We start from the raw sequence: 25,625 nt of genomic DNA, 5'->3' as shown, positions 1-25,625 counted from the left end.
TACCAAAATCCAGCCAACCCGTTCAAGCCGTCCGCGCTTCCCCCACGTCGGGTCATGAACTGCCGTGTCCTTACGACAGAGGTGACCTCCGTGAAGAACCGTCCCGGCCTGAGCCGCGCCGTCCTGCTCGCCACCGCACTCACCGCCACCGCGCTCACCGGCTGCGGCCGGCTGCCGGGCATGGGGGACAGCACCACCACCGTCACGGTGTGGCTGATGAAGGGCAGCGCGTCCGACGGCTTCGTCCAGCGCTTCACCAGGGAGTACGAGAGTGAGCACAAGGACGTCAAGCTGGCTGTCCGGATCCAGGAGTGGGGCGGAATCGGCGCCAAGGTCACGGCGGCCCTGCGGTCCGGCCACGGCCCGGACCTGATCGAGGTCGGCAACACCCAGGTCGCGATGTACGCGGAGAGCGGCGGGCTGCGCGACCTCACCCTCGAATCGGCCCGAGACCTCGGCAGTTCGGACTGGCTGCCCGGTCTCGCCGACCCCGGAAGCATCGACGGCGCCCAGTACGGCATCCCCTGGTACGCGGCCAACCGCGTCGTCATCTACAACAAGGACCTGTTCCGGAACGCCGGGATCTCCGAACCGCCGAAGACCCGCGCGCAGTGGATCAAGGACACCGAGGTGCTCGACCACGGCGGCCGGCAGGGGATCTACCTGGCCGGACAGGACTGGTACACCCTCTCCGGCTTCATCTGGGACGAGGGCGGTGAACTGGCCGAGGAGGCCGGCGGTAATTTCACCGGGGCCCTGGACAGTCCGGCCGCGATCAGGGGCATGGACTTCTACAAGGAGCTCCAGGGCCTCGGGAACGGGCCCAAGAACGCGGACGAGGCCCATCCGCAGCAGGCCGACGTGTTCGCGGGCGGCGATGTCGCGCAGATCATCGCGGTGCCCGGCACCGCGCAGACCATCCTGAAGAGCAATCCGGCGCTCAAGGGCAAGCTCGGCTTCTTCCCGATCCCCGGGAAGACGGCGGCCAGGCCGTCGGCGGTGTTCACCGGCGGCTCCGACCTGATCATTCCCGACAAGGCACCCCACGGTGACGCGGCGGTCGGAGTCGTCGAAGCCCTGGCCGGCCGCAAGTGGCAGACCGAGCTGGCCCGGACCATGAGCTATGTCCCCAACAAGGCCAAGCTCGCCGGCGTGGTCAAGGGCGAGGAGGGGACCGCCGCGATGGCCGCGGGCGCAGCACGCGGCCGGGCCACCCCGAACTCGCCGCGCTGGGCGGCGGTCGAGGCGGACAACCCGATCAAGCCCTATATGACAGACGTGCTCACAGGGCAGGACGCCGGAACAGCCGCGAAGAAGGCGTCGAAACTCCTCACGGACGAGCTGGTGGACCGCTGAGCGACAGCGCGAACCGCCCGCCGGAATCCGTCCACCAGTGGTCCAATGCCAGGCCCGCCGCGCCCAGTTCGGTTCGCACCCCCTCCTGGCGGAACTTGGCGGACACCTCCGTCCGCATCTCCTCGCCCGCCGCGAACGGCACCGCCAGATCCAGCTCCGGGATCTTCACGGTGAACGCCCCGCGGGCCCGCAGCCGCATCTCGATCCACTCGTTCTCGCTGTCCCAGACCGCGAGATGGTCGAAGGCGTCCGGATCGAAGTCGGCCCCCAACTCCCGGTCGATGACGCTCAGTACGTTCTTGTTGAAGGCGGCGGTGACACCGGCCGTGTCGTCGTACGCCGGGACCAGCACGCTTTCCGCCTTGACCAGGTCCGTACCGAGCAGCAGGTGGTCGCCCGGATCGAGCAGATTCCGTACGGATCGCAGGAACGCGGCGCGCTCGGGCGGCAGCAGATTCCCGATGGTGCCGCCCAGGAAGACGACGAGCCGGGGCCCCGGGGCGGCCGGCAGTGCCAGCTCACGGGTGAAGTCCGCGATCAGCGCGTGCACGGCGAGCCCCGGCCGCTCGGCGAGCAGCGCCTCCGCCGCCGCGGTGAGCGCGCTCCCGCTCACGTCCACCGGGATGTACGCCTCCAGCGCGGGCAGCGCGTCGAGCAGATGCCGGGTCTTCTCCGATGACCCCGAACCCAGCTCGATCAGGGTGCGGGCGCCGGTGGCCTCCGCGATGTCGCCCGCACGGGCGAGCAGGATCTCCCGCTCCGCCCGGGTCGGGTAGTACTCGGGCAGCGCGGTGATCTCCTCGAACAGCTCACTGCCCCGCGCGTCGTAGAACCACTTGGGCGGCAGTGTCTTGGGCGTACGGGTCAGGCCCTGGAGCACGTCCGCGCGCAGGGCGGCGTCCGTCGCGTCCTCGGGCAGGGTGCGGGTCAGCTGGAACGGACTCACGCCGTGGGCTCCTTGAGTGGGGTCAGCTGGACATCGGTACGGGTCGCCACGAGCAGGGTGCGGTCGGGGACCTCGCGCCAGCCCGGACCGTCGTCGTACGGCTCCGAAGCGACGACTGTGCGGCCGGCGTCGGCGCCGGTGCTGCCGGTGCTGCCGGTGCTGCCGGTGGTGGTGGAGGCGGTGGAGGCGGTCGTGCCGGGCTCCGTGAGGTACCAGAGTGTGTCGCCCCAGGCTGTGGCGGCGATGGCGGTGCCGTCGGTGAGCAGCAGATTGAGCCGTGAGCCGGGCGCGGCCGCCGCGAGGTCGGTGACGCTGTCGGCCAGCGCCTGGCCGAGCGGATCGCCCTCCCGCAGCCGGTGCAGGACGAGCGCCCAGATCAGCGCGGAGTCGCAGCGCGCCGCCATCCCGAGCAGCTCGGCCGGCGGGAGCGTGGCGGCGAGCGGTGCCGCGCTCACGGGCCAGCCTGTGAGCGCGCCGTTGTGGCTGAACAGCCAGGGACCCGCGGCGAACGGCGCCGCCGCGGCCTCCCCGTCGGCGCCCGCCTCGGTGGCGTCGCGGACCGCTGCCAGCACCGCCCCGCTGCGTACGACCCGGGCGAGATCGGCGAAGGAGAGGTCGGCCCAGATCGGTCCGGCGCGCCGGTAGCGCGCGGGCACCGGGTCGTCATCGGCGTACCAGCCCACCCCGAACCCGTCGGCGTTGACCGTCCCGTGGCGCTGCCTGCGCGGCTCCCAGGACTGGCGGACCAGCGCGTGCCGAGGCCGCACCAGCACCTCACCCAGCGGCTCCGACGGCCCCAGACAGGCGATATGACGGCACATCAGGCATCCCTCGCGGTCCGGAACCCGGCGAAGATCTGACGGCGCACCGGCAGATCCCAGTTGCGGAAGGTCGCCCGGCAGGCCACTTCGCCGACGGAGAACGCGCCGCCGCGCAGCACCTTGTGGTCCGGGCCGAAGAACACCTCCGAGTACTCGCGGTAGGGGAAGGCGACAAACCCCGGATAGGGCAGGAAGTCGCTGGCCGTCCACTCCCACACATCGCCGATCAACTGCCGTACCCCGAGCGGCGATTCACCGTCCGGATAACTGCCCGCCGCCGCCGGGCCGAGGTGGCGCTGGCCCAGGTTCGCCCGCTCGGGGGTGGGGTCCTCGTCACCCCAGGGGTAGCGGTACGAAAGGCCGGTCGCCGGGTCGTGGCGTGCGGCCTTCTCCCACTCGGCCTCGGACGGCAGCCGCCGCCCCGCCCAGCGGGCATAGGCGTCCGCCTCGTACCAGCTCACATGGAGCACCGGCTCGTCGGGAGCGACGGGCTCCACGGCGCCGAAGCGGCGGCGCAGCCACTGGCCGCCCTCCCTGCGCCAGAACAGCGGGGCGGCCAGCTCATGGCCGCGTACCAGGTCCCACCCCTGCTCCGTCCACCAGCGTTCGTCGCGGTACCCGCCGTCCTCGATGAACCGCAGGAACGCGCCGTTGGTCACCGGGGTGGTGTCGATGTGGAAGGCCGGCACCAGCCGCTGGTGCGCGGGCCGTTCGTTGTCCAGCGCCCACGGCTCGTCCGATGTACCCATGGTGAACGGGCCGCCGGGAACGAGGATTTCGTCCGCAAGACCGGTGCTGTCGGCACGCGGCGGCGCGGGGGCGGTCAGTGCGGCGGGGCCGCTGCGCAGCTGATGGGTGATGAGCATCGTCTCGTCGTGCTGCTGCTCGTGCTGGGCGATCATGCCGAAGGCGAACCCGGCGTCGACCAGCGGCCGTCCGTGCAGCGGGGCGCTCTCCAGTACGTCGACGACCCGGCCCCGTACCTCCGACGCGTAGCGCCGCGCCTCGGCGGGCTGGAGCAGCGGAAGCGTGGGGCGGGTCGCCCTCGGGTGCTCGAAGGCGTCGTAGACCGAGTCGATCTCGGGGCGCATCGCCTCGCGGCCCGCGACCGCCCGCAGGAGCCACTGCTCCTCCTGGTTGGAGATATGAGCCAGATCCCAGACGAGCGGGGACATCAACGGCGAGTGCTGCGCGATGAGTTCGCTGTCCTCGACGCAGTCCGTCAGAGCGCTGGTACGGCTGCGCGCCGCGGTGAGCGCGTCGAGCGCGCTGCGGCGCACAGCGGTGGGGTCGGCGGTCATGGGCGGAGATCCTTCCCGTGGTCGGGATCCAGCAGATCGTCGGCGGGGCACCTGCCCCGTGCGACATAGCGTTCGGTGAAGGCGGCGACCGCGTCCTGCACCGCGGTGGCGGCGCCGAGCCGGGGCAGCGCCTCCTGCGCGGCGGCGAAGCAGAGCACCGCGGCGGCGCGCAGCTCGGGGTCGGCGAGGCCGGTCCTGGCCGCCGCCTCCCAGAGCGGGTTGCGCGGCGCGCGCGCCCGGCCCGCCGTCTCCGCGAGGGGTTTGACGGCGCGGTACACGGTCTCGGCGGCGGCCGGGTCGTCGAAGAGCGCGGCGGTCACCGCGAGCGGCACCGTCCAGCCGTCCTCGCCCGCCTGCGCGTCGATCATGCGCAGTTCGAGATGGCCGCGCGGCCGCACCGGAGGGAACAGCGTGGTCAGGTGGTAGTCCAGATCCTCCCGGGTCGGCGGCCTGGGCAGGCCGGTACGCAGCCACTGCCGGAACGAGAGGCCGTCCGGCACCGGCCAGGGCCCCACGTCGGCCCGGATGCACATCACCGGTGCGTCCAGGACGTGCGCGGCCCAGGCCTCCCGCGGCTCCAGTCCGTCGTCCGGCGCCAGCGACCGCACCGGGTCGATGTCGGCCCACTGGGACTGCCGGGTGGAGAGCCAGCCGGTGGTACGGCGCTGGCGGTGCGGCGAGTTGGCGAACGCGGCCACCAGCACCGCGCCCAGCAGATGCGCCAGCTTCCAGCGCCTGCCGTAGCCCAGCGGCCCCGGCTCGGCGTGCCCCGCGTCCAGGCAGACCTGGATGGAGGCCGAACCGCACATCATGGACCGGCCGGCGGTCCCGTGCCGGTCCAGATACGTCTCCATCGCGTCGTAGCGCGGTTCACGCAGCAGCCGGCGCGGCGGGTGCCAGGGGTCCTGGCCGAGACCGGTGAGTACCAGCCCCTCGCCACGCAGCGCGCCGCGCACCGCGGTCAGGTCGGCGGAGACCGAGTCGACGCACTCGGTCAGTGATGCGGCGGGCTGCGAGCTGAGCTCCAGCTGCCCGCCGGGCTCGAAGGTGAGCGCCGAGACGAGCGGCAGGGCGCGCACCACCGTCTGTGCCCGCCGGATCCGGTCCTCGGACACCGGCGAATCGGGGCGGTGCAGGTCGTGGACGAGCCATTCGAGCTCGACCCCGACGGTACGGGGCGGTCCTGTCTTGAAGCAGATACATCGGAGCAGGTGCTCCGCATCGACTTCGGTCAGCAGCGGCATGGTCATGATCGGCTCCTCGTGGCGAAGATACCTTCAGCCGTTGTCCGGTGCCTTCCGGAAAACGGTCCGTTCCACCTAAGCCACTGCCGACGGTCCGCACAAGAGCGCCCCGGGCGGCCGGAAACACTGTTGCCCGGGAGTTCCCGGGACCATCACGGCCCGGCTCCGTCCGCCGGGTGCCGCTCGGCCACCCGGGGCGCCCCTGTCACGACCTGCGCCGGTCAGTCGTCATGGCGCCGGACGGCACGGCCCAGAACGGCTGACCGGTGCCGGTCAGCTCCAGCCGTAGCGCTCCCTGAGCCGCTGCACGACGGCGTCGAACCGCGGCCGGTCGAGCGCACAGGCCTCGCGCCGCATCCCGCCCTCGTGCACCCGCAGCACCCGGTCCAGATCGACCCAGGACTCGCGCCCCTCGCGGTCCCACGGTCCGGCGCCGATCGCCAGCCACTCCCGGTCCCGGTCGTGCGGCTTGCTGGAGAGACGGACGGCGAGCAGGGTGTCCGCCTCCTCCCTCGCCACCACCAGGACCGGGCGGTCCTTGCCGCGGCCGTCGTTCTCCTCGTACGGCACCCAGGTCCAGACGATCTCGCCGGGGTCGGGATCGCCGTCGTGGGCGGGGGCGTACGAGGTCCTGACGGGTCCGATGCCGCTTGGTTCGGCGTCAGTTGTGGCGGTCGGGCCCGTGCTGCCGGGCAGGTCGGTGTGGTCACCCTGATATGTCGTCATCCGGGTCACGTTAGAACCTGGACGGAGCATCCCGCAGGGCGGGACCCGGCAACGGCCGCCACTCTCTGCCCATGATCACTGCGCGCACATCCCGCAAGGCCCTTTCGCTGGCGGCCCTCGTCTGCGCCCTGGCCACGGCGCTCCCCGCAAGTGCCGTCGCATCCGGCCCGCGCGACACCCCGGACACCGGGGCGGCCCACCGGACCGCCTCGGCCTGGCTCCCTTACTGGGACCAGGAGAACGCCTATCAGGACGCCCTCCGCCACGCCGGTCAGCTGCACACCGTCAGCCCCTTCTGGTACAAGGCCGCAGCCGCGGACCGCATCGAAGGACATCCCGGCGCGGGCGACGCACGCATCATCACCGGACTGCACCGGGCCGGGATCGACGTCGTCCCCACGGTCATGGACATGGACACCATGAAGCCGGGCGAACTGGCGAGGATCCTCACCACACCCGCACTGCGCGCCGCGCACACCGCGGCCCTGGTCCGGCTCGCGCGGAGCCACGGCTATGACGGCATCGACCTCGACTACGAGACCATCACCACCACCGCCACTCCGGAGTACCGGAAAGTGCGGTCCGCCTACGCTGCCTTCGTCACCGGCCTCTGCGCGAAACTGCACACCGCGCGGAAGCAGTGCGTCGTCACCGTCTCACCGCAGACGGCCGCCACGGGCCGGATCTGGGACTACGCCGCGATCGGCCGGGCCGCCGACCGGATGCGCATCATGGCGTACGACCTGCACTGGTCGGGCGGCCCGCCCGGCCCTCTCTCCAGTACGGCCTGGTACGGCGAGATCCTGCGCCGGGCGACCGCCGTCGTTCCCCCGGGAAAGATCGAGATGGCGCTGCCCGGCTACGGCTGGGACTGGCCGGCCGACGGCAGCCGCTCAGCCCGGCACGTGACCTGGAAGCAGGCCGAGGCGCTGCGCCGCAAGGTGGGCGCGCCCTATGCGCTCGACCAGGCGTCGGGCACCCCGCACTTCACGTACCGGGACGGGGACGAGCCCAGGGCCGTCTGGTACCAGGACGCGCGGGGCGCCTCCGTGCAGCTGGCGGCGGTACGCAAGTACGGGGTGCGCAACACCTCCCTCTGGGCGCTCGGTTTCGAGGACCCGGGCCTCTGGAAAGTGCTCGCCCGGCAGTGAACCGGCCCGGCGGAGAACGTGGCCCGGCGTTGACACAGAGGGAAGGCGGGCAGAGACTCGGGCGGTAAACCGTCATGAACGATTGTTCACTTGGCGAACGGCCGGGTGGCATGGGAGAGGTCCGATGAGCATCCGCGACGTGTACATCGTCGACGCAGTCCGCACGCCGGTCGGGAAATTCGCGGGGGCGCTCTCCGGGGTGCGCCCCGACGACCTGGCGGCCCACGTCGTCAGGTCGCTCGTGGACCGGACCCCGGACCTCGACCCGTCCCGTATCGACGATGTGTACTTCGGCGACGCGAACGGCGCGGGTGAGGACAACCGCGACGTGGCCCGGATGGCCGTGCTGCTGGCGGGACTTCCGGTCTCCGTCCCCGGTGTCACCGTCAACCGGCTCTGCGGCTCCGGGCTCGAAGCCGTCATCCAGGCGGCCCGCGCCGTCGCGGTGGGCGACGCATCGGTGGCCGTGGCCGGCGGGGTCGAGTCGATGTCGCGGGCACCCTGGGTACTGCAGAAACCCGAACGCGCCTTCCCGGCCGGACACCAGCAGCTGCACTCCACGACGCTCGGCTGGCGGATGACCAACTCCCGGATGCCGGAGGAGTGGACCGTGCCGCTCGGCGAGGGCGCCGAACTCATCGCCGACAAGCACGGCATCAGCCGGGAGCAGCAGGACGCCTTCGCCCTGGCCAGCCACGGCAAGGCGGCCGCGGCCTGGGATGCGGGCCACTACGACGGGGAGGTCGTGCCGTACGACGGTGTCGACCTCGTACGCGACGAGTGCATCCGCGCCGAGTCGAGCATGGAGGCGCTCGCCCGGCTCAAGCCCGCCTTCCGCAAGGACGGCACCGTCACCGCGGGCAACGCGTCCCCGCTCAACGACGGCGCGGCCGCCCTGCTGCTGGTCGACGACGAGGGACTGCGCGCCACCGGCCGGGAACCGCTCGCCCGCATCCGGGCGTCCGCTGTGACCGGTGTCGAGCCGCAGCTCTTCGGGCTGGGCCCGGTCGAGGCGGTCCGGCGGGCTCTCGCCAAGGCGGGCAGGGGATTCGCGGACCTCACCACCTTCGAGCTGAACGAGGCGTTCGCCGCCCAGTCGCTCGGCTGCCTGGCCGAATGGCCGGAACTCGACCCGGCCGTCGTGAACCCGCGCGGCGGCGCCATCGCCATCGGCCACCCGCTCGGCGCGTCTGGTGCGCGGCTCGCGGGGTCGGTCGCGCACCAGCTGGCCGCGGCCGGCTCCGGCACCGGGCTGGCAGCCCTCTGCATCGGCGTCGGCCAGGGCCTCGCGCTCGTACTCGAACGCTGAGTGGCGCGGGGCAGGCCGGGTGTCGCTGAGCGCACGGCAACGCCGAGCACCGCGACGCGGAAGGACTCAGGCCGGGGTTCCGGTGGACAGGCATCGCCCGCCCACCGGAACCCGGGCCGGACCCCCGGGGTCTTCCGCCGGGGGCCTTGCGCGTTCCGAAACGAGCGGCGCTACGCCTCCTTCGCGTTCTCCACCGACTTGCGGACCTCGTCCATGTCCAGCGCGCGGGCCTGTCCGATCACATCCTCCAGAGCGGCTTCCGGCAGAGCGCCGGGCTGCGAGAAGACCGCGACATTGTCACGCACGATCATCAGGGTGGGGATGGAGCGGATCTCGAAGGCCGCGGCCAGTTCCTGCTGGGCCTCCGTGTCGACCTTCGCGAAGACGAGATCGTCGTGCCGCTCCGAAGCGCCCTCGTATACCGGGGCGAACTGACGGCACGGTCCGCACCAAGAAGCCCAGAAGTCGATGAGGACGAAGTCGTTGTCGGTCACGACGTCGTCGAAGTTTTCCTTGGTGAGCTCGACCGTGGTCATGCTGTGCCCGCCTTTCGTGGCTGACCGGTGTGTTCGCCCGCGTCAACCGTGGTGTTCGCTGTCGTATTCCGACTGCCCATGTGGCCGCTCGGCACACCCCGTACCAGACTGGCCCCTATGACCGATGGCATGAAGAACACGGTGTACGACGTGGTGGTGATCGGCGCGGGCCCGGTCGGCGAGAACGTGGCGGACCGTGCCCGCGCCGGCGGCCTGAGCGCGGCGGTGGTCGAGAGCGAACTGGTCGGCGGCGAGTGCTCGTACTGGGCGTGCATGCCGAGCAAGGCCCTGCTGCGCCCGGTGACGGCGCGCGCCGACGCGCGCAGGGTCCCCGGACTGCGCGGAGCGGTGCGGGGGCTGCTCGACGTGGCCGAGGTGCTCGCCCACCGGGACGCGTACGCCTCGCACTGGAAGGACGACGGCCAGGTCGCCTGGCTGGCGGACATCGGAGTGGATCTCTACCGCGGCCAGGGCCGGCTCACCGGCAGGAGGACGGTCGTCGTCACCGGTCCGGCGGGGGAGCAGCGGCAGCTGACCGCACGGCACGCGGTCGCCGTGTGCACCGGGAGCCGCGCGGTCATCCCTGAGCTGCCCGGACTGGCCGGCGCCCGGCCCTGGACCAGCCGTGAGGCGACCAGCGCGCGGGCGGTACCCGGACGTCTGGTGATTGTCGGCGGGGGAGTGGTGGCCACCGAGATGGCCACCGTCTGGCAGGCCCTCGGCTCCCGCGTGACGATGCTGGTGCGCGGCGGAGGGCTGCTGCCGAGGATGGAGCCCTTCGCGGGCGAGCTGGTGGCATCGGCGCTCAAGGAGGCCGGGGCGGACCTGCGGTTCCACACGTCCGCCGCCTCGGTCGAGCGGGGGGATGGACCGGTGACCGTGGTGCTGGAGGACGGAGAGCGGATCGAGGCCGACGAGATCCTCGTCGCCACCGGCCGAGCCCCGCGCACCGACGACATCGGCCTGGACACGGTGGGCCTGACCGCGGGCGCCTGGCTGCCCGTGGACGACAGCTGCCGGGTCGACGGCAGCGACTGGCTGTACGCCGTCGGGGACGTCAACCACCGGGCCCTGCTGACCCATCAGGGCAAGTACCAGGCCCGTGTCGCGGGTGCCGCGATCACCGCACGGGCCCAGGGTGTCCCCCTGCTGGAGACCGACCGCTGGGGCGCCCACGCCGCGACCGCCGACCACGCGGCGGTCTCCCAGGTGGTCTTCACGGACCCGGAGGCGGCATCGGCGGGACTGACTCTCGCCGAGGCGGAGAGCGCCGGGTACCGGGTCAGGGCAGTGGACTACGACATGGCGGGCGTCGCGGGGGCGGGCCTGTACGCCGACGGGTACCGGGGCCGCGCCCGTATGGTCGTCGATCTCGACCGCGAGGTCCTCGTCGGCGCCACGTTCGTGGGCCCGGGAGTCAGCGAGCTGCTGCACTCGGCGTCGGTCGCGATCGCGGGGGAGGTCCCCGTCGAGCGGCTCTGGCACGCGGTCCCGGCGTACCCGACGATCAGCGAGGTGTGGCTGCGGCTGCTGGAGACGTTCAGGGGATAGGAGCCGCCGTTAAGAAGTCATCTCATTTGGCGATTCTGTTCACGGCGTCGCGGTCCGCGGCGTGAGCGGATCGGCGGTATTCCTTGGACGAGAGTCGACCGGGGCAAGTACATGATCGCGGCCAGCACCGCACGATCACCGTGCCGACGCCGACCGCCGCCCTGAGGCCGCGAGGGCGCCGCCGGTACCACCTGCTGGAGTCAAATGAGATGCCTTTTAAGGTCGATCGGGTGACTGCCGGGTCGGCCATGGGGCCACGCACGAGTGAGGTTCCAGCGGCCGAGGCATCGACGAGCGCGGCGGTGCTCAGGGGCCGGTGTCATCGCACCGCCGCGCCGGCGCTCACCGCCGGGTCTTGATCACCGTGCGCTGATCGGTGGGGAGTTGCGCGGTCTTCACTGTCAGCGTCCGCTTGGCCGAGTCATACGTCCATTTCACCGGCTTCCCGTTCACCGTCACTGACCGTGGGCGCTCGGCGTTCACGTAACTGAGGGTCCATGAACGAGACGTGACCCGGTCGGGATACGTCCCTTGCTGCGGCGAAACGGTGAGCGTGTCGCCGGCCGTGCGGATCGTCGTCGTCGCGTGTTCACCGCGCGAGTACTGCATGCCGTCGCCCGCGTCTTCGTACAGCGGGAAGGAGCTGTGGCCGCTGGAACCGACGGTGAGCGTGACGTGGTCCATGGGGGACTTGGCGTCGTAATCCTTGTAGTCCTGCTGGGGGAGGATGCCGCCGGAGCGGATCAGGACCGGCATTTCGTCCAGAGGCGTCGTCACGTGGACTGACTTCGGGCCGGTATAGGTCTTGCCGGTGAAGTAGTCGGTCCAGGTGCCCGGTGGCACCCAGAGTGTGGACTTCCCGCCCGGCTCGGTGACCGGGGCGACCAGGACGTCGTCGCCGAGAGTGTACTGGGTGGAGTGCTCGTACGCGGCTTTCTGCTCGGGGTAGTTGAGGTACAGGGGGCGGGCCATGGGCAGGCCGGTCCGGGTCGACTCGCGGGCCAGGGAGTAGAAGTACGGGGTGAGCGCGCCGCGCAGGCGGTCGAACTTCTCACCCGCTTCGCCGGCCTCGCCGCCGAATTCCCAGGGCAGGGACGCCTTTCCGCCGGAGTGGATGCGGTCGATGGGGGAGAAGGCGCCGAGCTGCATCCAACGGGCGTACAGCTCGGGGTTCTTGTCGGTTTCCTCGCCGTGGAAGGAGCCGATGTCGTGGCTGACATAAGGCAGGCCGATGTTGCCTTCGGAGGCGTTGATGCCGGCCGCGAAGGCGAGGGTCTCCCAGGTGGGCGAGGAGTCGCCGGTGAAGTGCATCGTCGAGCGGTGATCGGCCCAGGGCCCGGACGGGTAGCCACCGCCCAGACGCTGGTAGGAGGCGCCGATGCGGGAGAAGGCGAAGCCGCGCAGGCCGGTGGCCTCGGCGGTGTGGGCCGCGTACAGCTGGCTGATCAGGGTGTCGGGGGTGATGCCCCGGCCGGTGGCGAGGGACGCGTCGCAGCACCAGTCGTTCCACCACAGGCGCACGCCTTGGGCGTCGTACGGCTTGTGCAGGTCGAAGAAGGCCTTGGCCTGGTTCGGGTCGGACCAGTCGAATCCGTAGCAGTCGGCGCCAGAGTTGCAGGGGGTCTTGGAGAGCTGGCCGTTCGCGGTCCGCATGGCCCGGGGGAAGGCGGGGTCGGAGGCGTCGATGGAGGGGTGCGTGTTCAGGACGACGGGCAGGCCGTTGTCCTTGGCCCACTTCATGAAGGCGTCCGGGTCGGGGAAGAGGTCCTTGTTCCAGCCCGTCCAGCCGTTCCACCAGCCCGAGCCCTTGTAGTCCGTGTCGACGACCAGGGCGTCCAACGGCACCTTGTGGGAACGGAATTGGGCAAGGAGTTCCTTGTAGTCGCCGGCCGAATAGGCGTGCCAGCGGGAGAACCACAGGCCGAACGCCCAGCGCGGTAGCAGCGGTGCCGGTCCGGTCAGTGACTGCAGGTCGCGCAGGCCCTGCTTGTAGTCGTGTCCGTAGCCGAAGAGGTAGCCGTCCTGGTAGGCGGACTCCGGCCGTTCACGGCGGGGGGTGGGCTGCTGGCCGTCCCCGTTCGACAGCGCCGTTGCCGAGTCGTCGAGCAGGTACCAGCCGTCGCGGGAGAGCACGCCGTCGTTCAACTGGTAAGGAGCGGAAGGCGTGTTGTCCAGGCCGCGGGTCCAGCCGCCCAGGTTGGAGGTCTCACCCTTCGTCGCCGGGGTGGGGAAGGCGGCTTCGGCGGAGCGCGTGAGGGCGAAGGCGTCGATGTTCACCTTGCCCGTGTCGCCGTCGCGCATGGCGACCGTGATGTCGTCGATGCCATGCTTCAGCTCGACCGTGATCGGCTCGGAGACCTGGTACTTCTCCCAGTCGCCGGACGGTGTCATGGTGACCTGCTGCCGCCGGCCGCCTGCCTCGACGGACAGGGTGCGGTCCGTCGTCCGCCCGTCGGAAGCCTTGGCGTTGGAGTAGCGAAGGCGCAGGGTGTACCTGCCGTCGGCGGGCACGTTGCTTACGCGCACCGTCGAGGCTGCGCCCGCCTGCTCGTAGCCGGCGGTGACACCCCGCCCGTACGCCTTGGTGGACTGCCCGGGCGAGGTGTACTTTGCGCCGCCGGACATGGTGCCGTACTCCGTGTCGCACACCGCGCCGAACGTGCATGTCGACGTGGACTCGCCGAACTGCGGGTGGCCGGTGACCAGTTGGTCGCCTGCCGTGAGCCGTACTTCGGTGTTGTCCTGAGTGAAGGGCCCCGAGCCGAGCCGGTACCGCAAGGTGAGACCGCTGGTCCGGATCACCCGGTATCCGTTCTCCACACGGGCGGTGTATGCGGGCGGCGAGAAGTCGCGCTGTACCGCGTTCACCGTCGGACGGTCCTCGAACCGGCCGTCCTTCGCGTACTCCATGCGCACCAGCGTGGGGGTGAGTACCTGGAAGCGGACGTCGTGGTCGATCACTGTGCCCTGAGCGGGACGCTGCGCGGGCTGCGCCTGCGCGCCTGTCGCCGCGGACAGGGCGAGCAGTCCGCCCGCCGCCGCTGCCGCCAGGGCCTGGGTCGTGCGGGCGCCGCCCTGTCTGTCACCGAGATGTCGCATGCCGCGGGGTCTCCTCGTCTACCGGCGCCGCCGGTACCTGAGTGGAGGGAGAGGCGATTAGTTCGACTAGGGTCTGAACTAATTAGTCGGCTGTCAAGACGCTGACCGGCCTCGCGTAGCGTCGCCCTCTGCGGGCGTCGGATCCCCGGCGCGCTCTACGGCTGTTCGGCGTCGCGGTCCAGTCCTGCGCGGTAGGGAATGGTGGCAGCCCGCACCCGGGTCGCCGCGTCCAGTTCGGCCGGGATGTTGGTGACGTCTCCCTTGACCGTGCCGTCGGCGGTGCCTGCGTCAGCGGCGATCTCCGCGGTGGACAGACTGCGGGAGAGCAGCACCAGGACATCCCGCTCGCGGGCGCTCAGCGCTTCCAGGCGGCGTTGGCGGCGTTGTTCGTCCGGTGAGACGGGCCGGCCGGCGGGTGCGTGCTCCGAGAAGCCGTCGGGCGACGGTGGGGCGAGCGTGCCCGGTGTGCACGCCGTGAATGGTGCGCACGAGCTGGTCGGTCTCGGTGCGGCCCGACCTGCTCGGTGGGGCACCACGCCGGCACTCGGCCGCCGGTCAGCAGCGCTCGGTCCCGTGCGGCGCGGACCTGAACTGTTCTTTCGCGTCACCGCACGGAGGATGTGAGAGTCCCGCCCGGGTCCTGGTACACGAGGTCGAGCGACAGATGCGCGCCCCCATGTGCCGCGGCACTGAACCCGAGGGTGGACACCATGACGGCGCATCCGCCTGCGTCAGGAGCCATGACGCGCTCGGCGAGTTCGCTCTGGACGCGGTCGACGAGGTAGTCGCCGAAGAAGGCGAAGTAGCCGCCGAGCACGATGGCCCGGGGGTTGAGGATGTCGGCAAGCACCGCCAGGCCGAGCCCCAGGCCGTCGGCGATCTCTTCCAGAGCCGTCACGGTGGCCGCGTCTCCGGCATCGCTGCGGCGTCTGAGTTCCGCGAGGCGCTGCTCCAGGTCCACGGTGGCATCACGCACCGGGTCGTCAGGTGCGGCGGCCTGATCGAGGAGGGCGTGCAGGCCGACCATGGTCTCCCAGCATCCGCGTCGACCGCAGACGCACACCTTGCCATCGGAGCTCAGGCGCATGTGGCCGATCTCGCCGGCGAATCCGGCCGATCCGCGAAGGAGCCTGCCGCCGGAGATGATGCCACCACCGACGCCGGTCTCGCCCGTCACGTAGATCAGGTCGTGGATATCGGAGGCGGAGGCGATCAAGTATTCGGCGATGGCGCCGAGTTTCGCGTCGTTCTCCAGGTGGACCGGAGGGGACTTCGGCCCCAGGCGTTGCCGCAGCGAGCCGACGACGTCGACATTCCGCCAGCCGATGTTGGGTGCGTACGAAACCACGCCGCTGTCGTGCTGAATCACGCCGGGCGCCGCGATCGTCACCGCTACCGCCCGCGAGCCGCTGCTGCGCAGCTTCCGGCAGACGACGTCGATCGCCTCCGCTGCCCGGTCGAGGACCCGGTCGGGGCCCTCGGCCCGGGCGTCGAGGGTGACGCGATGCTCGGCGGCGACGTCGCCGCGCAGATTCAGTGCGATCAAGAAGAGGTAATCGGCGCTGATCTCCAGGCCGATGCCGCAGATGGAGCGCCCGTCCATCTCGACGGTGCGGCTGGGCCTGCCGACGGCTCCCTCGCGGGCGGGCTCCCCCTCGCGGACCAGGCCGCGCTCCATCAACTCCGCGACCAGATTGGTGATCGTGGCTTTGGGCAGCCCCGTCTCCGCGGAGATCTGCGTGCGCGGCCGTGGACCCGCGTCGCGCAACAGGCGTAGCACCAGACCGAGATTCGCCCGGCGCAGAGACGCACGATCGGCTGCCCTGATCGGTCCGTCCCCGCCCAGGTCCCGTACGCCTGCTCCCCGTAGCCCTGTCCTCACTCGACCTCTCCCTCGTATACCTGCCCGCGCACCATGCCAACGTACGCGAGCCGTCAAGCGTGGCGCGAGGGGCTGGTTGCGCTGGTGCAACTTTCTTGCCCCACCCCGTTGACTTGGAAATATTAATTTCAGATCCTAGTCGAACTAATCCGTTCGGTGAGGGGGCGATGATGCAGGTGCGCAGCGCGACGGTGGTCGGTGCGGCGGTTGCGGTGTTGGTCGCGGTGTCCGGGTGTACGTCCGGGGAGAGCGGGTCGGACGCTTCGGGCGGCAAGGTCACGCTCGACTTCTGGGGCTGGGCTCCCGGCTACGAGAAGGTTGTCGCGGAGTTCAACAAGACCCACCCGGACATCAGGGTCGACTTCCAGAAGACGGCTTCGGGCTCCAAGGGTGGTTACACCAAGATGCTCACGGCCGCGAAGGCAGGCAACGCACCGTGTCTGGCCATGGTGGGCTACGAGACGGTTCCGAGCTTCGTGGCCGCAGGCGCCTTGGCGGACATCACCAAGTACGCCGCCCCGCACAAGGGGGAGTTCGCGGACTGGACCTGGAACCAGGTGACCGTCGCAGGAAAGACCTATGGCGCGCCGGTGGACACGGCCCCGATGGCGCTGTTCTACCGCAAGGATCTCTTTGCCAAGTACGGCATCGACAAGCCCCCGGCCACGTGGGACGAGTACCGGGCTGCCGCCGAGAAGGTGCACAAGGCCGACCCGGACGTCTACCTGGGCACCTTCGGCACGGACGCCTACAACTACGCCGGCCTGGCATGGCAGGCCGGCGCCCAGTGGTTCGACACCACGACCGACGCCTGGAAGGTGTCTCTCGACAGCGGGGCCAACACCAAGGTCGCCGACTACTGGCAGGGCCTCCTCGACGACAAGCTGCTCAAGCCGGAGCCGAGCTTCGACCCGTCCCTCTACAAGAACATGGCCTCCGGCAAGATCCTCTCCGACGTCAACGCCGTGTGGAACGCGCCGCTTCTCGCCTCCAGCGTGAAGTCCACCTCCGGCAAGTGGGCGGTAGCCCCGATGCCGGTGTGGGATGCCGGCAAGCCCGCCTACGGCAACGACGGCGGCTCGTCCACCGCGGTCATGAAGGACTGCGAACACCCGGAGCAGGCAACCGAGTTCGCCATGTGGATGAGCACGAACAAGGACAGCCTCGGCGCGCTGATCAAGGACACCGGCATCTATCCGGCGGCCACCGCAGGTCTTGACCGTCCGGCGCTGTCCGAGCCCGACCCCTTCTACGGCGGTCAGAAGATCTACGACGTCTTCAAGAAGGAGAGCGCGCAGATCGACACCAGCTGGAAGTGGGGCCCGACGATGACGCAGACCTCGACCGATCTCACCGACGGCCTCGGGCGCACGGGCAAGGGCAGCACCACCCTGCCGGAGATGCTCGCCGCCGCTCGGAAGAAGACGGTCGGCGAGATGAAGAGCCAGGGCATCAATGTCACCAACGACTGACCGGAGCAGCACACCGTGACCAGCTACGCGCCTCAGGCGAAGGCGGCCGGCGGCCCGGGCAGCCCCATCTCGTGGCACACCCGGCGACGCTCGCATACAGCACTGCTGTTCCTCGCGCCCTTCGCCACCCTGTTCCTGTGTATGTATCTCGCGCCCATCGCGTACACGCTGTACCAGAGCCTGTTCCGTCAGAAGCGCGACGGGCTCGGACTCTCCGAACCCACCACGACCTTCGCGGGCCTCGCCAACTACGCCCAGGCGATGGGCGATGCGGGCTTCCGCGACTCCCTGCTGCGGGTCCTGCTCATCGGCGCCGTGCAGGTGCCCCTCATGCTCGGCACGGCGCTCGCGCTCGCGCTGCTCCTGGACGCCAGGCGGACGCTGTTCAAGCGGTTATTCCGGCTTGCGTTCTTCCTGCCGTACGCACTGCCCGGTGTCATCGGCGCGCTCATGTGGTCCTACCTGGTGGCGCCCGAACTGAGCCCGATCAGCGCGATCGCGAGCCACTTCGGCCTGCACCTGGATCTGACCACGGACGGCATGCTCGCCCCCGTCGTCGGCAACATGCTCACGTGGGGATGGACCGGCTACAACATGCTGATCATCTACGCGGCGCTGCAGGCGATCCCGGCGGAGCTGAACGAGGCGGCCAGGATGGACGGCTGCTCCGCGTTCGGCATCGCCTGGCGCATCAAGATCCCGATGGTGCGGCCCGCGCTGGTGCTGACCACGGTGTTCTCCATCATCGGCACCGCGCAGCTGTACAACGAGCCGTCGATCCTGCGCAGCGTCGCGCCGAACCTGAGCAGCGACTACACCCCGATCTTCGCCGCGTACAGCTCGGTCAACTCGGGCAACTTCCCCTACGCCGCCACCCAGTCGGTGATTCTCGCGCTGCTCACCCTGGTGCTCTCGTTCGGCTTCCTCAAGTTCGTCCAGCGCAAGGGAGCGGATCTGTGAGCATCGCCGGGACACTCAGGAGGCAGGAGCACAAGGACGCCGCCGCGCTGCCCCGCAGCACGCGGACGGCGAAGCCGGTGCGTGCGAAGTCGCGGTGGCTGGTACTCGCCGTGATGAGCGTGGCCGCCGTCTACTTCCTGCTGCCGGTGTGGTGGCTGCTCGTCTCAGCGACCAAGACGAACTCTGCCCTCACCACCACCAACGGCTTCTGGTTCGGCGACTTCGCGCTCGCCGACAACATCCGCGCGCTGTTCGGCCAGGAAGGAGGGATCTACGCGCGCTGGCTGCTCAACACCGCCGTCTACGCGGTCGGCGGTGCGGCGGTGAGCACCCTGATCTCCTCGCTGGCCGGTTACGCCCTCGCCAAGTACGCCTTCCGCGGGCGGGAGTTCTCCTTCAACGTGGTGCTCGCTGCCGTGCTCGTACCGCAGCCGCTGCTCGCCATCCCCCTGTACCTGATGTTTTCGCAGGTCCACCTGGTCAACACCTACTGGGCGGTGCTGCTGCCGAGCATGGTGAGCCCATTCGGGGTCTACCTTGCCAGGATCTACGCGGCCGCCTCCGTGCCCGACGAGGTGATCGAGGCCGGACGCGTCGACGGCGCGGGGGAGTTCCGCATCTTCGCGACGATCGGCATGCGGATCATGGCGCCCGCGCTGGTGACGATCTTCCTGTTCCAGTTCGTGGCCATCTGGACCAACTACCTGCTGCCCGTGCTGATGCTGGCCGACGACAAGCTGCAGCCGGTCACCGTCGGCATCGTGGGCTGGCAGTCGCAGCAGGGCATCGGCACATCGGTGCCGTACAACATCATCATCACGGCCGCGCTGGTCTCGGTGATTCCGCTGGTCCTGCTGTTCCTCACGCTGCAGCGCTTCTGGCGCTCGGGCCTGACGACGGGGAGCGTCAAGTGACGCCCCGCGCCCGTCGGGCGCGCTACCACCTGCGCTTCCAGCTGCGGCCCGGCGACGACCTCGGCGAGCGCGCGGCGAGGCTGGCCAAGACGTGCCACGACAACGAGGTCGCGGAAGTCGTCCTGCTGATCGGCGCCGAGGAGCTGTACACCGGCCATCTGGCCGGAGCGGAGGAGGACAGCTGGTTCGAGGCGGCGGGGCAGGCGAGCGACGTGCTGACCGCCGCGGGCGTGGACGTCAGCCTCAACCCCTGGGTGACCGTCGGTCACGCGGACCGTGGCCGCACGGACCGCCTCGGCTTCGCCCCCATGGTCTCGCCGACCGGGAAGCCCGCAGCCGCCCAGGCATCGTTCGCCTGCCCGACGTGGCGCAAGTGGCTGTACGCGCACTACGGACGCTTCGCGCAACTCGGCTTCCGTGTGCTGTGGGTGGAGGACGACTTCCGGTATCACAATCACGCCCCGCTCGACTGGGGCGGCGGCTTCGAACCGCTCATGATGGAGCGGCTGTCCCGGCTCGTGGGGGAGGAGGTCACCCGGGAACAGGTGGTCGCTGCCGTCACGAGACCTGGCGTGCCGCACCCTTGGCGGGCGTTGTTGCAGCAGGTGTGGCGTACCGCGCAGCTGGAAGTCGCCGAGGGCTTGGCGCAGGCGGTACGAGAGCAGTCCGCGGGCCGCTCCCAGCTGGGCCTGATGAGCTCGGTGCCCGCCATGCACTCGGTCGAGGGGCGCGACTGGGACGCTCTGTTCGGCGCGTTGTCGATCGGGCAACGCGTCACCCAGCGACCACACTTCGCACCGTACTCGGACACTCCCGCACGCGGCCTGTCCTCCGCGCTGTGGTCCCTGGAGGCGCAGCGCGTGCTGCGTGCGCCGCACGCTGCCTGCGAGCCGGAGATCGAGAACTGGCCGCACACCTCCTGGTCGAAGTCGGACACCCAGACCTGGTCGGAGATGGTTACCGCTCAACTCTGCGGCGCCGACGCACTGTTGCTGAACGTGCACCCCAGCTCCGCAGAGCGGGCTGAGGAGTTCCCGGGCATCGACGAACTCCTTCGCCGCTCCCGGCCGGCCCTGGACTGGCTTGCCGGCCGCCATACGGAACAGGCGGTGCCGATCGGTGTCGGTCTGCCCTGGCGGCCGGACACGGCAGCACACCTCGTCACCACCGAGGGGACGTTGCAGGAGCTCGTGTCGGATCCCGCGGCGACCGCGGACTACCTGCTCGGCTACGGCGTACCCGTGACCGCCGGACCGGCACCGGTGCAGGCCCTGTTCGGCCGGTGCGTCGACGCCTTCAGCGACGAGGAACTGCACACCATGCTGTGCAGCGGGCTGCTCCTGGACGGCGTGGCCGCGCACCGCCTCACCGAACGCGGATTCGCCGGCCTGCTCGGCGTAGGAGCGCCCCGGCTGTACGCCCGGGATGAACCGACCTGCCCAGGGCCGTACGCAGTCGAACAGGTCACGGCACACGCCGCCACGCACGAGGGAACGCACCTCAGCGTCGACGTCCAGCCCGCGCTCGCCCGGCTCGACCCGCAGCAGGGCGCGCGCGTCATCACCGAGATCCTTACGCCCGACGGCCGCGCCTGGGGCGCGGGCCGGTGCCACTTCGTCAACACTCTCGGCGGACGCGTCGCGGTGCTCGCCGCCACGGCTCCCGCCGAACTGGCCCGCAGCGACAGGGGCCGACGACTGCTCCACAGCACGGTGCGCTTCCTGGAGGGCGACTGCCCCGGGCTGCCGCTGGTGCACGGAGCGCCGCATCTCATCCCGCACGCGGCACGCGACGGAGACACCCTCCGGCTTGCCGTTGTCAATGGCAGCGCCGACCCCGCCCACCCCACGATCGCCCTGCCCACCACCCCCGATCAGGTGCGCGCCACCCTGCTCGCACCGCTGGCGGACCCGGCCCCGGCCACCCTCATCGAGGCCGACGGACTGCTGGACCTCGAAGCCGCCCTGCCGCACCGCGGCTGGGCGGTGCTCGATTGGCGAGCCGCCTGAGGACGTTCACCGGTCGCCTCCCTCCCACCCGCCTCCTGAAGCGAGGAGTACCTGTGTCAGCGCGTACGAGAGCACGAGCCGTCGGCGTATTTGCCGCGGTGGCCGCCCTGTTGGCCGCTGCGGCGACGTCGTCGCCCGCGGTCGCTGATAGCGATGTCCCGACATACTCCGTCACCGTCGGACAGACCGGTGAGTGGACCAACCCGGACGACACCCCCGCCGCCACGTACATGGACAAGGACGGCACGTTCCATTACCAGTCCGCACACGCGCTGTACGGCGCGGACGACCCGCGCGAGTGGTCGTTCTACACCGGCAAGGACTTCGACTCGGCAAAGCCCGACGCCGACTTGAACGGCGCGGTGAACCCGGCCAACTCCCTCGACCGCAACGACGACACGACGTGGCGCTGCAACAACAGCCCGACCGGGCGCGAGTCCACGTACGCACCCGACACCTCGCACTACGCGCAGAAGAACTACTGCGATCTGCTGGGCGTGTGGGTCGACCCCGACACCGGCGACTGGTACGGCCTGGTGCACAACGAGTTCACGCCGAGCCCCTTCGACGACGGTCTGCACTACGACGCGATCGACTACACCGTCTCCAAGGACCAGGGCAAGACCTGGGACATCAAGGACCACGTCCTGACCTCGCCGTACAGCACGAAGCGCGGCGACAGCGAGGCATTCCCGAACGACCTGTACGACTACGGCGATGGCGACCCGCGTCTGTTCGTGGACACGGCCTCGGGCTACTTCTACGTCTACTACGATTCCCGTGCCCTCCCGAAGGGCGGCGTCTCCGGCGGTTGGACCGACGGCAGTCTCGCGCATGTGGCGCGCGCGCCGATGTCCAAGAAGATGGCGCCCGGGTCATGGCAGAAGTGGTACGACGGCGCTTGGTCCCAGCCGGGCATCGGAGGCCTGGAGTCCAACATGGAGCCGGTCACCACCGACCACCCCAGCGGCTACACACCCGTCGAGCACGACTACGACCCGGCGAACGACGGAAATGTCGCCGAGCAGGTCGCGGCCGGTGAACTGCCCGCAAAGTCGGACCTGTTGACGATGAACGTCGCCTACAACGCCTACCTCGGCCTGTACATCGGCCAGCCCGAGGCGACCGTGCAGGACAGCAGTGAGCCGCAGCGCTTCTACGCCACTGACGACCTGTCCACGCAGAAGTGGAAGCTCATCGGTGACACCGGGGACTACCACTCGGGGTCCTGGTACCGCTGGATGCTGGACTCGGTGAACAAGACCGGCTCCACCATCGTCGGCAAGGACTTCCGCAGCTACTGCTCGTATCAGTGCTCGGGCGGGGGCGACGGCGAGTACTACAACACGGCGATCGAGACCAATGCCCCGGCCGCGCCCGTGAAGTCGGGCGCGCACTACACCATCGGCAGCGCGAGCGGCCGCGTCCTCGCACCCGCGCGCGACGGCAAGGGCACTACCTCACGGCCCGCCGCGGACAGGTCCGGGCGCACCGAGTGGACCTTCACCTCGAACGGCGACGGCTCGTACCGCATCGCCCATTCCGCAACGGGGCGCCTGCTCGGGGTCGACTCCACCAAGAAGGCGGGCCGTGCCTGGGCCGCGAAGCCGACGTTGGCGAAGGCGCCCAAGAGCGGCCCGACGGTGGGCCAGCAGTGGTTCGTCATCCCCGCCAAGGACGCCCACGGCCGGCCCACCGGCACCTTCAAGCTGGTCAACCGCTACAGCGGCCTGGTCATCGCGTTGTCCGGGGTCGCGGACCGGTCTGCCGAGACCACTCCGACGCGCGCCTGGACGGATACCAGCGGGGCACGTGTTGGGGGCGCGCGGACGGCCGCCGAACAGACCTTGACGCTCACACGTAAGGAACGCTGACCTCACCTCCCCTGTGTCCGCCGTGCCCCGCACGGCGGACACAGGGGAGGTATGTGACGGACATCCACCCCGCCGAACACAGAGCGCTGTGCAGCGACCAGGTGTGAGCAGGAGTCTCCCGACCGTTCACCGAGGGGACCTGCAACCGACTGTTCAGGCCTGCACCTTGAGGCGCCCCTTCCCTGATCATGAGGATGTCTTTCCGTGTCTGAAATCAACCGTCGGCGTTTTCTCCAACTCGCCGGAGCCACCGCAGGCCTCTCTGCCCTGTCCCAGAGCATTGACCGCGCGGCGGCCATCCCGGCACGTCGCCATCACGGGACCCTGCGCGACGTCGAGCACATCGTGGTGCTGATGCAGGAGAACCGGTCCTTCGACCACTACTTCGGTGCCCTGCGCGGCGTACGGGGCTTCGGCGACCCACGCCCCTTCCCGCAGAGCAATGGGAAGTCCGTCTGGTACCAGAGCGATGGCACCAAGGACGTGCTGCCCTTCCGCCCCGACCGTGACGACCTGGGGATGGAGTTCCTTGAGGGGATGGATCATGAATGGGAGGGCGGTCACGAGGCGTGGAACAACGGCCGCTGGGATCAGTGGGTGAAGGCCAAGGGCGCAGGAACGATGTCCCATGTCACCCGCAAGGACATCCCGTTCCACTACGCTCTGGCCGATGCCTTCACCGTCTGTGACGCCTACCACTGCTCGTTCATCGGTGCCACGGACCCGAACCGTTACTACATGTGGAGCGGGTACGTCGGCAATGACGGCACCGGCGGCGGCCCCGTCCTGAGCAACTACGAAGCGGGCTACAGCTGGACGACCTACCCCGAACGCCTGGAGAAGGCAGGTGTCTCCTGGAAGATCTACCAGGACATCGGCGACGGCCTTGACGCCGACGGCACCTGGGGCTGGATCAAGGATCCCCAACGCGGCAACTTCGGCGACAACTCACTGCTCTACTTCGACAACTACCGTAACGCCCAACCGGGCGACCCGCTGTACGACAAGGCCCGCACCGGTACCGACGCCGTCGCCGGCGACGGCTTCTTCGACCACTTGAAGGCAGACGTGCTGTCCGGCGACCTGCCGCAGATCTCCTGGATCGCGGCACCGGAAGCCTTCACCGAGCATCCCAACTGGCCCGCGAACTACGGCGCCTGGTACATCTCCCAGGTACTCGACGCGCTGACCTCTGACCCCGAGGTGTGGAGCAGGACCGCCCTGTTCGTCACCTACGACGAGAACGACGGCTACTTCGACCACGTGGTCCCGCCTTTCCCGCCCCACACTTCCGACCACGGCCGCTCCGACATCGACGTGACCCAGGACTGGTTCCCCGGCGACGACGACCACCGTGCCGGACCCTACGGGCTCGGCGCACGCGTCCCCATGACCGTGGTCTCCCCGTGGAGCACTGGCGGATACGTGTGCTCGGAGACCTTCGACCACACCTCGATCATCCGCTTCATGGAACGCCGATTCGGGGTGCACGAGCCCAACATCTCCCCCTGGCGCCGCGCGATCTCCGGCGACCTGACCTCCGCGTTCGACTTCCGGAAGAACAGCCCGCATCACAGGGGGCTCCCGTCGACGGACGCCTACCGTCCGCCCAACCCCGACCCGTACCGCACCTTCACCCCCCTCGCCCCGGCCACCGCCTCGATGCCGCAGCAGGAACCGGGCACACGCCCCGCCCGGCCCTTGCCGTACGAGCCGCTGGTGGACGGGGCGGCCAACGCCGGGCCCGGCACATTCACCCTCACGTTCAGCACCGGCCCCCAGGCCGGCGGATGCCATCTGGTCATCTCGGGCAACCGTGAGGACGGCCCGTGGAGCTACACCACCACGGCGGGTCGCACACTCACTGAGCACTGGGACACAGATCAGACCGGGGGACGCTACGACCTGAGCGTCTACGGGCCGAACGGATTCCTGCGCACCTTCCAGGGATCCGTGTCCTCACGCACTCCCGAGCTGACAGCGCGCCACGACGCGGCACACGGCGGCGGCCTCGAACTCGTCCTGGCCAATCCGGCGGACAGCCCCACCACCCTCTCCGTGACCGACGCCTACCGCGGTGGCGCGATCACCCGCCTGACCGTGCCCGCCCGAGGCCGACTCCGACACCGCGTGTCCGCGACCGGCGGCCACCGCTGGTACGACCTCATCCTCCGCGTTCCCGGCGACCCGCACTACCTCCGCCGCCTCGCCGGCCACATCGAAACCGGGGAAGAGGGCCTCAGCGACCCGGGCACCGTCTCTTCCTGACCGGGCCACGTGTGTTGCTCCGTCTCGTACGTGACGGAGCAACACGCAGTGGAAATTCACGTATCTGGAGAAGCTCTCGGACCGCAGGAGGAAGCAGGAGGGCGCCGACGGTGGGGAACGCGTCCATGCACAAGGTCCGATCAGCCACCACACCACGGTTTCTCCGCTCAAGAAGGGTGAACTGGATGAGTAGAACTCGTATTTGG

Annotated in this window: 19 protein-coding genes and 1 pseudogene; 10 read left to right on the top strand and 10 right to left on the bottom strand. The window is 70.0% G+C overall.

What is annotated here, in order from left to right; translation table 11 throughout:
• Positions 1-180: 180 nt before the first annotated feature.
• Positions 181-1,356, top strand: coding sequence for an extracellular solute-binding protein (locus OG385_RS00270; RefSeq protein ID WP_266860515.1), 1,176 nt, complete (start codon positions 181-183; stop codon positions 1,354-1,356).
• Here the strand turns inward: OG385_RS00270 and egtD are convergent.
• The 5 genes from egtD to OG385_RS00245 form a co-directional block, all read right to left on the bottom strand.
• Positions 1,331-2,302, bottom strand: coding sequence for an L-histidine N(alpha)-methyltransferase (egtD, locus tag OG385_RS00265; protein WP_266850675.1), 972 nt, complete (start codon positions 2,300-2,302; stop codon positions 1,331-1,333). The two genes, OG385_RS00270 and egtD, sit on opposite strands and share 26 nt — an antisense overlap.
• Positions 2,299-3,123 carry an ergothioneine biosynthesis protein EgtC gene (egtC, locus tag OG385_RS00260; RefSeq protein WP_266850673.1) on the bottom strand — a complete coding sequence of 275 codons (825 nt, stop codon included), beginning with the start codon at positions 3,121-3,123 and terminating at the stop codon, positions 2,299-2,301. Before egtC ends, egtD begins: the two co-directional genes overlap by 4 nt.
• Positions 3,123-4,424 carry an ergothioneine biosynthesis protein EgtB gene (egtB, locus tag OG385_RS00255; RefSeq protein ID WP_266850671.1) on the bottom strand — a complete coding sequence of 434 codons (1,302 nt, stop codon included), beginning with the start codon at positions 4,422-4,424 and terminating at the stop codon, positions 3,123-3,125. Before egtB ends, egtC begins: the two co-directional genes overlap by 1 nt.
• Positions 4,421-5,674: an ergothioneine biosynthesis glutamate--cysteine ligase EgtA gene (egtA, locus tag OG385_RS00250; RefSeq protein ID WP_266850669.1), complete on the bottom strand. Its 1,254-nt coding sequence runs from the start codon at positions 5,672-5,674 to the stop codon at positions 4,421-4,423. The genes egtB and egtA overlap by 4 nt, the downstream gene beginning before the upstream one ends.
• Positions 5,675-5,941: 267 nt before the next feature.
• Positions 5,942-6,394 (bottom strand): type II toxin-antitoxin system PemK/MazF family toxin, encoded by a 453-nt coding sequence (locus OG385_RS00245; protein WP_266850667.1) that lies wholly within the window; start codon positions 6,392-6,394, stop codon positions 5,942-5,944.
• A gap of 71 nt (positions 6,395-6,465) precedes the next feature.
• On the opposite strand from OG385_RS00245, the gene OG385_RS00240 reads away from it, so the two are divergent.
• Both OG385_RS00240 and OG385_RS00235 read left to right on the top strand, forming a co-directional pair.
• Positions 6,466-7,545, top strand: a complete 1,080-nt coding sequence (locus OG385_RS00240) for a glycosyl hydrolase family 18 protein (RefSeq protein ID WP_266850665.1) — start codon at positions 6,466-6,468, stop codon at positions 7,543-7,545.
• 124 nt (positions 7,546-7,669) lie between these two features.
• A complete protein-coding gene (locus OG385_RS00235) occupies positions 7,670-8,854 on the top strand; it encodes a thiolase family protein (RefSeq protein WP_266850663.1) in 1,185 nt (394 codons plus the stop codon).
• A gap of 170 nt (positions 8,855-9,024) precedes the next feature.
• On the opposite strand, the gene trxA is transcribed toward OG385_RS00235, so the two are convergent.
• Positions 9,025-9,390 (bottom strand): thioredoxin, encoded by a 366-nt coding sequence (trxA, locus tag OG385_RS00230; protein ID WP_266850661.1) that lies wholly within the window; start codon positions 9,388-9,390, stop codon positions 9,025-9,027.
• A gap of 117 nt (positions 9,391-9,507) precedes the next feature.
• Between trxA and OG385_RS00225 the strand changes: the two genes are divergently transcribed.
• On the top strand, positions 9,508-10,941 hold the full coding sequence (locus tag OG385_RS00225) for an NAD(P)/FAD-dependent oxidoreductase (RefSeq protein ID WP_266850659.1): 1,434 nt from the start codon (positions 9,508-9,510) through the stop codon (positions 10,939-10,941).
• Positions 10,942-11,045: 104 nt separating this feature from the next.
• On the opposite strand, the pseudogene OG385_RS00220 reads toward OG385_RS00225, so the two are convergent.
• The 4 genes and pseudogenes from OG385_RS00220 to OG385_RS00205 all read right to left on the bottom strand — a co-directional run.
• A pseudogene (locus tag OG385_RS00220) lies at positions 11,046-11,132 on the bottom strand (IS5/IS1182 family transposase); the annotation flags it as partial.
• A 151-nt stretch (positions 11,133-11,283) separates the two neighbouring features.
• Positions 11,284-14,040, bottom strand: a complete 2,757-nt coding sequence (locus OG385_RS00215; RefSeq protein WP_266850657.1) for a TIM-barrel domain-containing protein — start codon at positions 14,038-14,040, stop codon at positions 11,284-11,286.
• 155 nt (positions 14,041-14,195) lie between these two features.
• Positions 14,196-14,576, bottom strand: a complete 381-nt coding sequence (locus OG385_RS00210) for a response regulator transcription factor (RefSeq protein WP_266850655.1) — start codon at positions 14,574-14,576, stop codon at positions 14,196-14,198.
• Positions 14,577-14,644: 68 nt separating this feature from the next.
• Complete coding sequence (locus OG385_RS00205; protein WP_266850653.1) at positions 14,645-15,922, bottom strand: ROK family protein; 1,278 nt, start codon at positions 15,920-15,922, stop codon at positions 14,645-14,647.
• A 170-nt stretch (positions 15,923-16,092) separates the two neighbouring features.
• On the opposite strand from OG385_RS00205, the gene OG385_RS00200 reads away from it, so the two are divergent.
• The 6 genes from OG385_RS00200 (at position 16,093) to OG385_RS00175 (ending at position 25,419) form a co-directional block, all read left to right on the top strand.
• Positions 16,093-17,394, top strand: a complete 1,302-nt coding sequence (locus OG385_RS00200; protein ID WP_266850651.1) for an ABC transporter substrate-binding protein — start codon at positions 16,093-16,095, stop codon at positions 17,392-17,394.
• Positions 17,395-17,409: 15 nt separating this feature from the next.
• Positions 17,410-18,354 carry a carbohydrate ABC transporter permease gene (locus tag OG385_RS00195; RefSeq protein ID WP_266850650.1) on the top strand — a complete coding sequence of 315 codons (945 nt, stop codon included), beginning with the start codon at positions 17,410-17,412 and terminating at the stop codon, positions 18,352-18,354.
• The gene (locus OG385_RS00190) at positions 18,351-19,268 is read left to right on the top strand and encodes a carbohydrate ABC transporter permease (protein ID WP_266850648.1); all 918 of its coding nucleotides are present in this window, start codon (positions 18,351-18,353) and stop codon (positions 19,266-19,268) included. Before OG385_RS00195 ends, OG385_RS00190 begins: the two co-directional genes overlap by 4 nt.
• Positions 19,265-21,277: a hypothetical protein gene (locus tag OG385_RS00185; RefSeq protein WP_266850646.1), complete on the top strand. Its 2,013-nt coding sequence runs from the start codon at positions 19,265-19,267 to the stop codon at positions 21,275-21,277. The genes OG385_RS00190 and OG385_RS00185 overlap by 4 nt, the downstream gene beginning before the upstream one ends.
• Positions 21,278-21,375: 98 nt before the next feature.
• The gene (locus tag OG385_RS00180; RefSeq protein WP_323183619.1) at positions 21,376-23,151 is read left to right on the top strand and encodes an RICIN domain-containing protein; all 1,776 of its coding nucleotides are present in this window, start codon (positions 21,376-21,378) and stop codon (positions 23,149-23,151) included.
• Positions 23,152-23,355: 204 nt separating this feature from the next.
• On the top strand, positions 23,356-25,419 hold the full coding sequence (locus OG385_RS00175; RefSeq protein ID WP_266850644.1) for a phosphocholine-specific phospholipase C: 2,064 nt from the start codon (positions 23,356-23,358) through the stop codon (positions 25,417-25,419).
• The last annotated feature ends 206 nt before the right edge of the window (positions 25,420-25,625 follow it).

It is taken from the genome of Streptomyces sp. NBC_01306, assembly GCF_026340465.1.
GTDB lineage: Bacteria > Actinomycetota > Actinomycetes > Streptomycetales > Streptomycetaceae > Streptomyces.
Note: the sequence above shows the minus strand (reverse complement) of the source record. Positions and strands in the feature narration are given on the sequence as shown.

Coding starts and splice junctions, on each gene's coding strand:
- OG385_RS00270 (WP_266860515.1), top strand. CDS start 181: ATGGGGGACAGCACCACCACCGTCACGGTGTGGCTGATGAAGGGCAGC.
- egtC (WP_266850673.1), bottom strand. CDS start 3,123: ATGTGCCGTCATATCGCCTGTCTGGGGCCGTCGGAGCCGCTGGGTGAG.
- egtB (WP_266850671.1), bottom strand. CDS start 4,424: ATGACCGCCGACCCCACCGCTGTGCGCCGCAGCGCGCTCGACGCGCTC.
- egtA (WP_266850669.1), bottom strand. CDS start 5,674: ATGACCATGCCGCTGCTGACCGAAGTCGATGCGGAGCACCTGCTCCGA.
- OG385_RS00245 (WP_266850667.1), bottom strand. CDS start 6,394: ATGACGACATATCAGGGTGACCACACCGACCTGCCCGGCAGCACGGGC.
- OG385_RS00240 (WP_266850665.1), top strand. CDS start 6,466: ATGATCACTGCGCGCACATCCCGCAAGGCCCTTTCGCTGGCGGCCCTC.
- OG385_RS00235 (WP_266850663.1), top strand. CDS start 7,670: ATGAGCATCCGCGACGTGTACATCGTCGACGCAGTCCGCACGCCGGTC.
- trxA (WP_266850661.1), bottom strand. CDS start 9,390: ATGACCACGGTCGAGCTCACCAAGGAAAACTTCGACGACGTCGTGACC.
- OG385_RS00225 (WP_266850659.1), top strand. CDS start 9,508: ATGACCGATGGCATGAAGAACACGGTGTACGACGTGGTGGTGATCGGC.
- OG385_RS00215 (WP_266850657.1), bottom strand. CDS start 14,040: ATGCGACATCTCGGTGACAGACAGGGCGGCGCCCGCACGACCCAGGCC.
- OG385_RS00200 (WP_266850651.1), top strand. CDS start 16,093: ATGCAGGTGCGCAGCGCGACGGTGGTCGGTGCGGCGGTTGCGGTGTTG.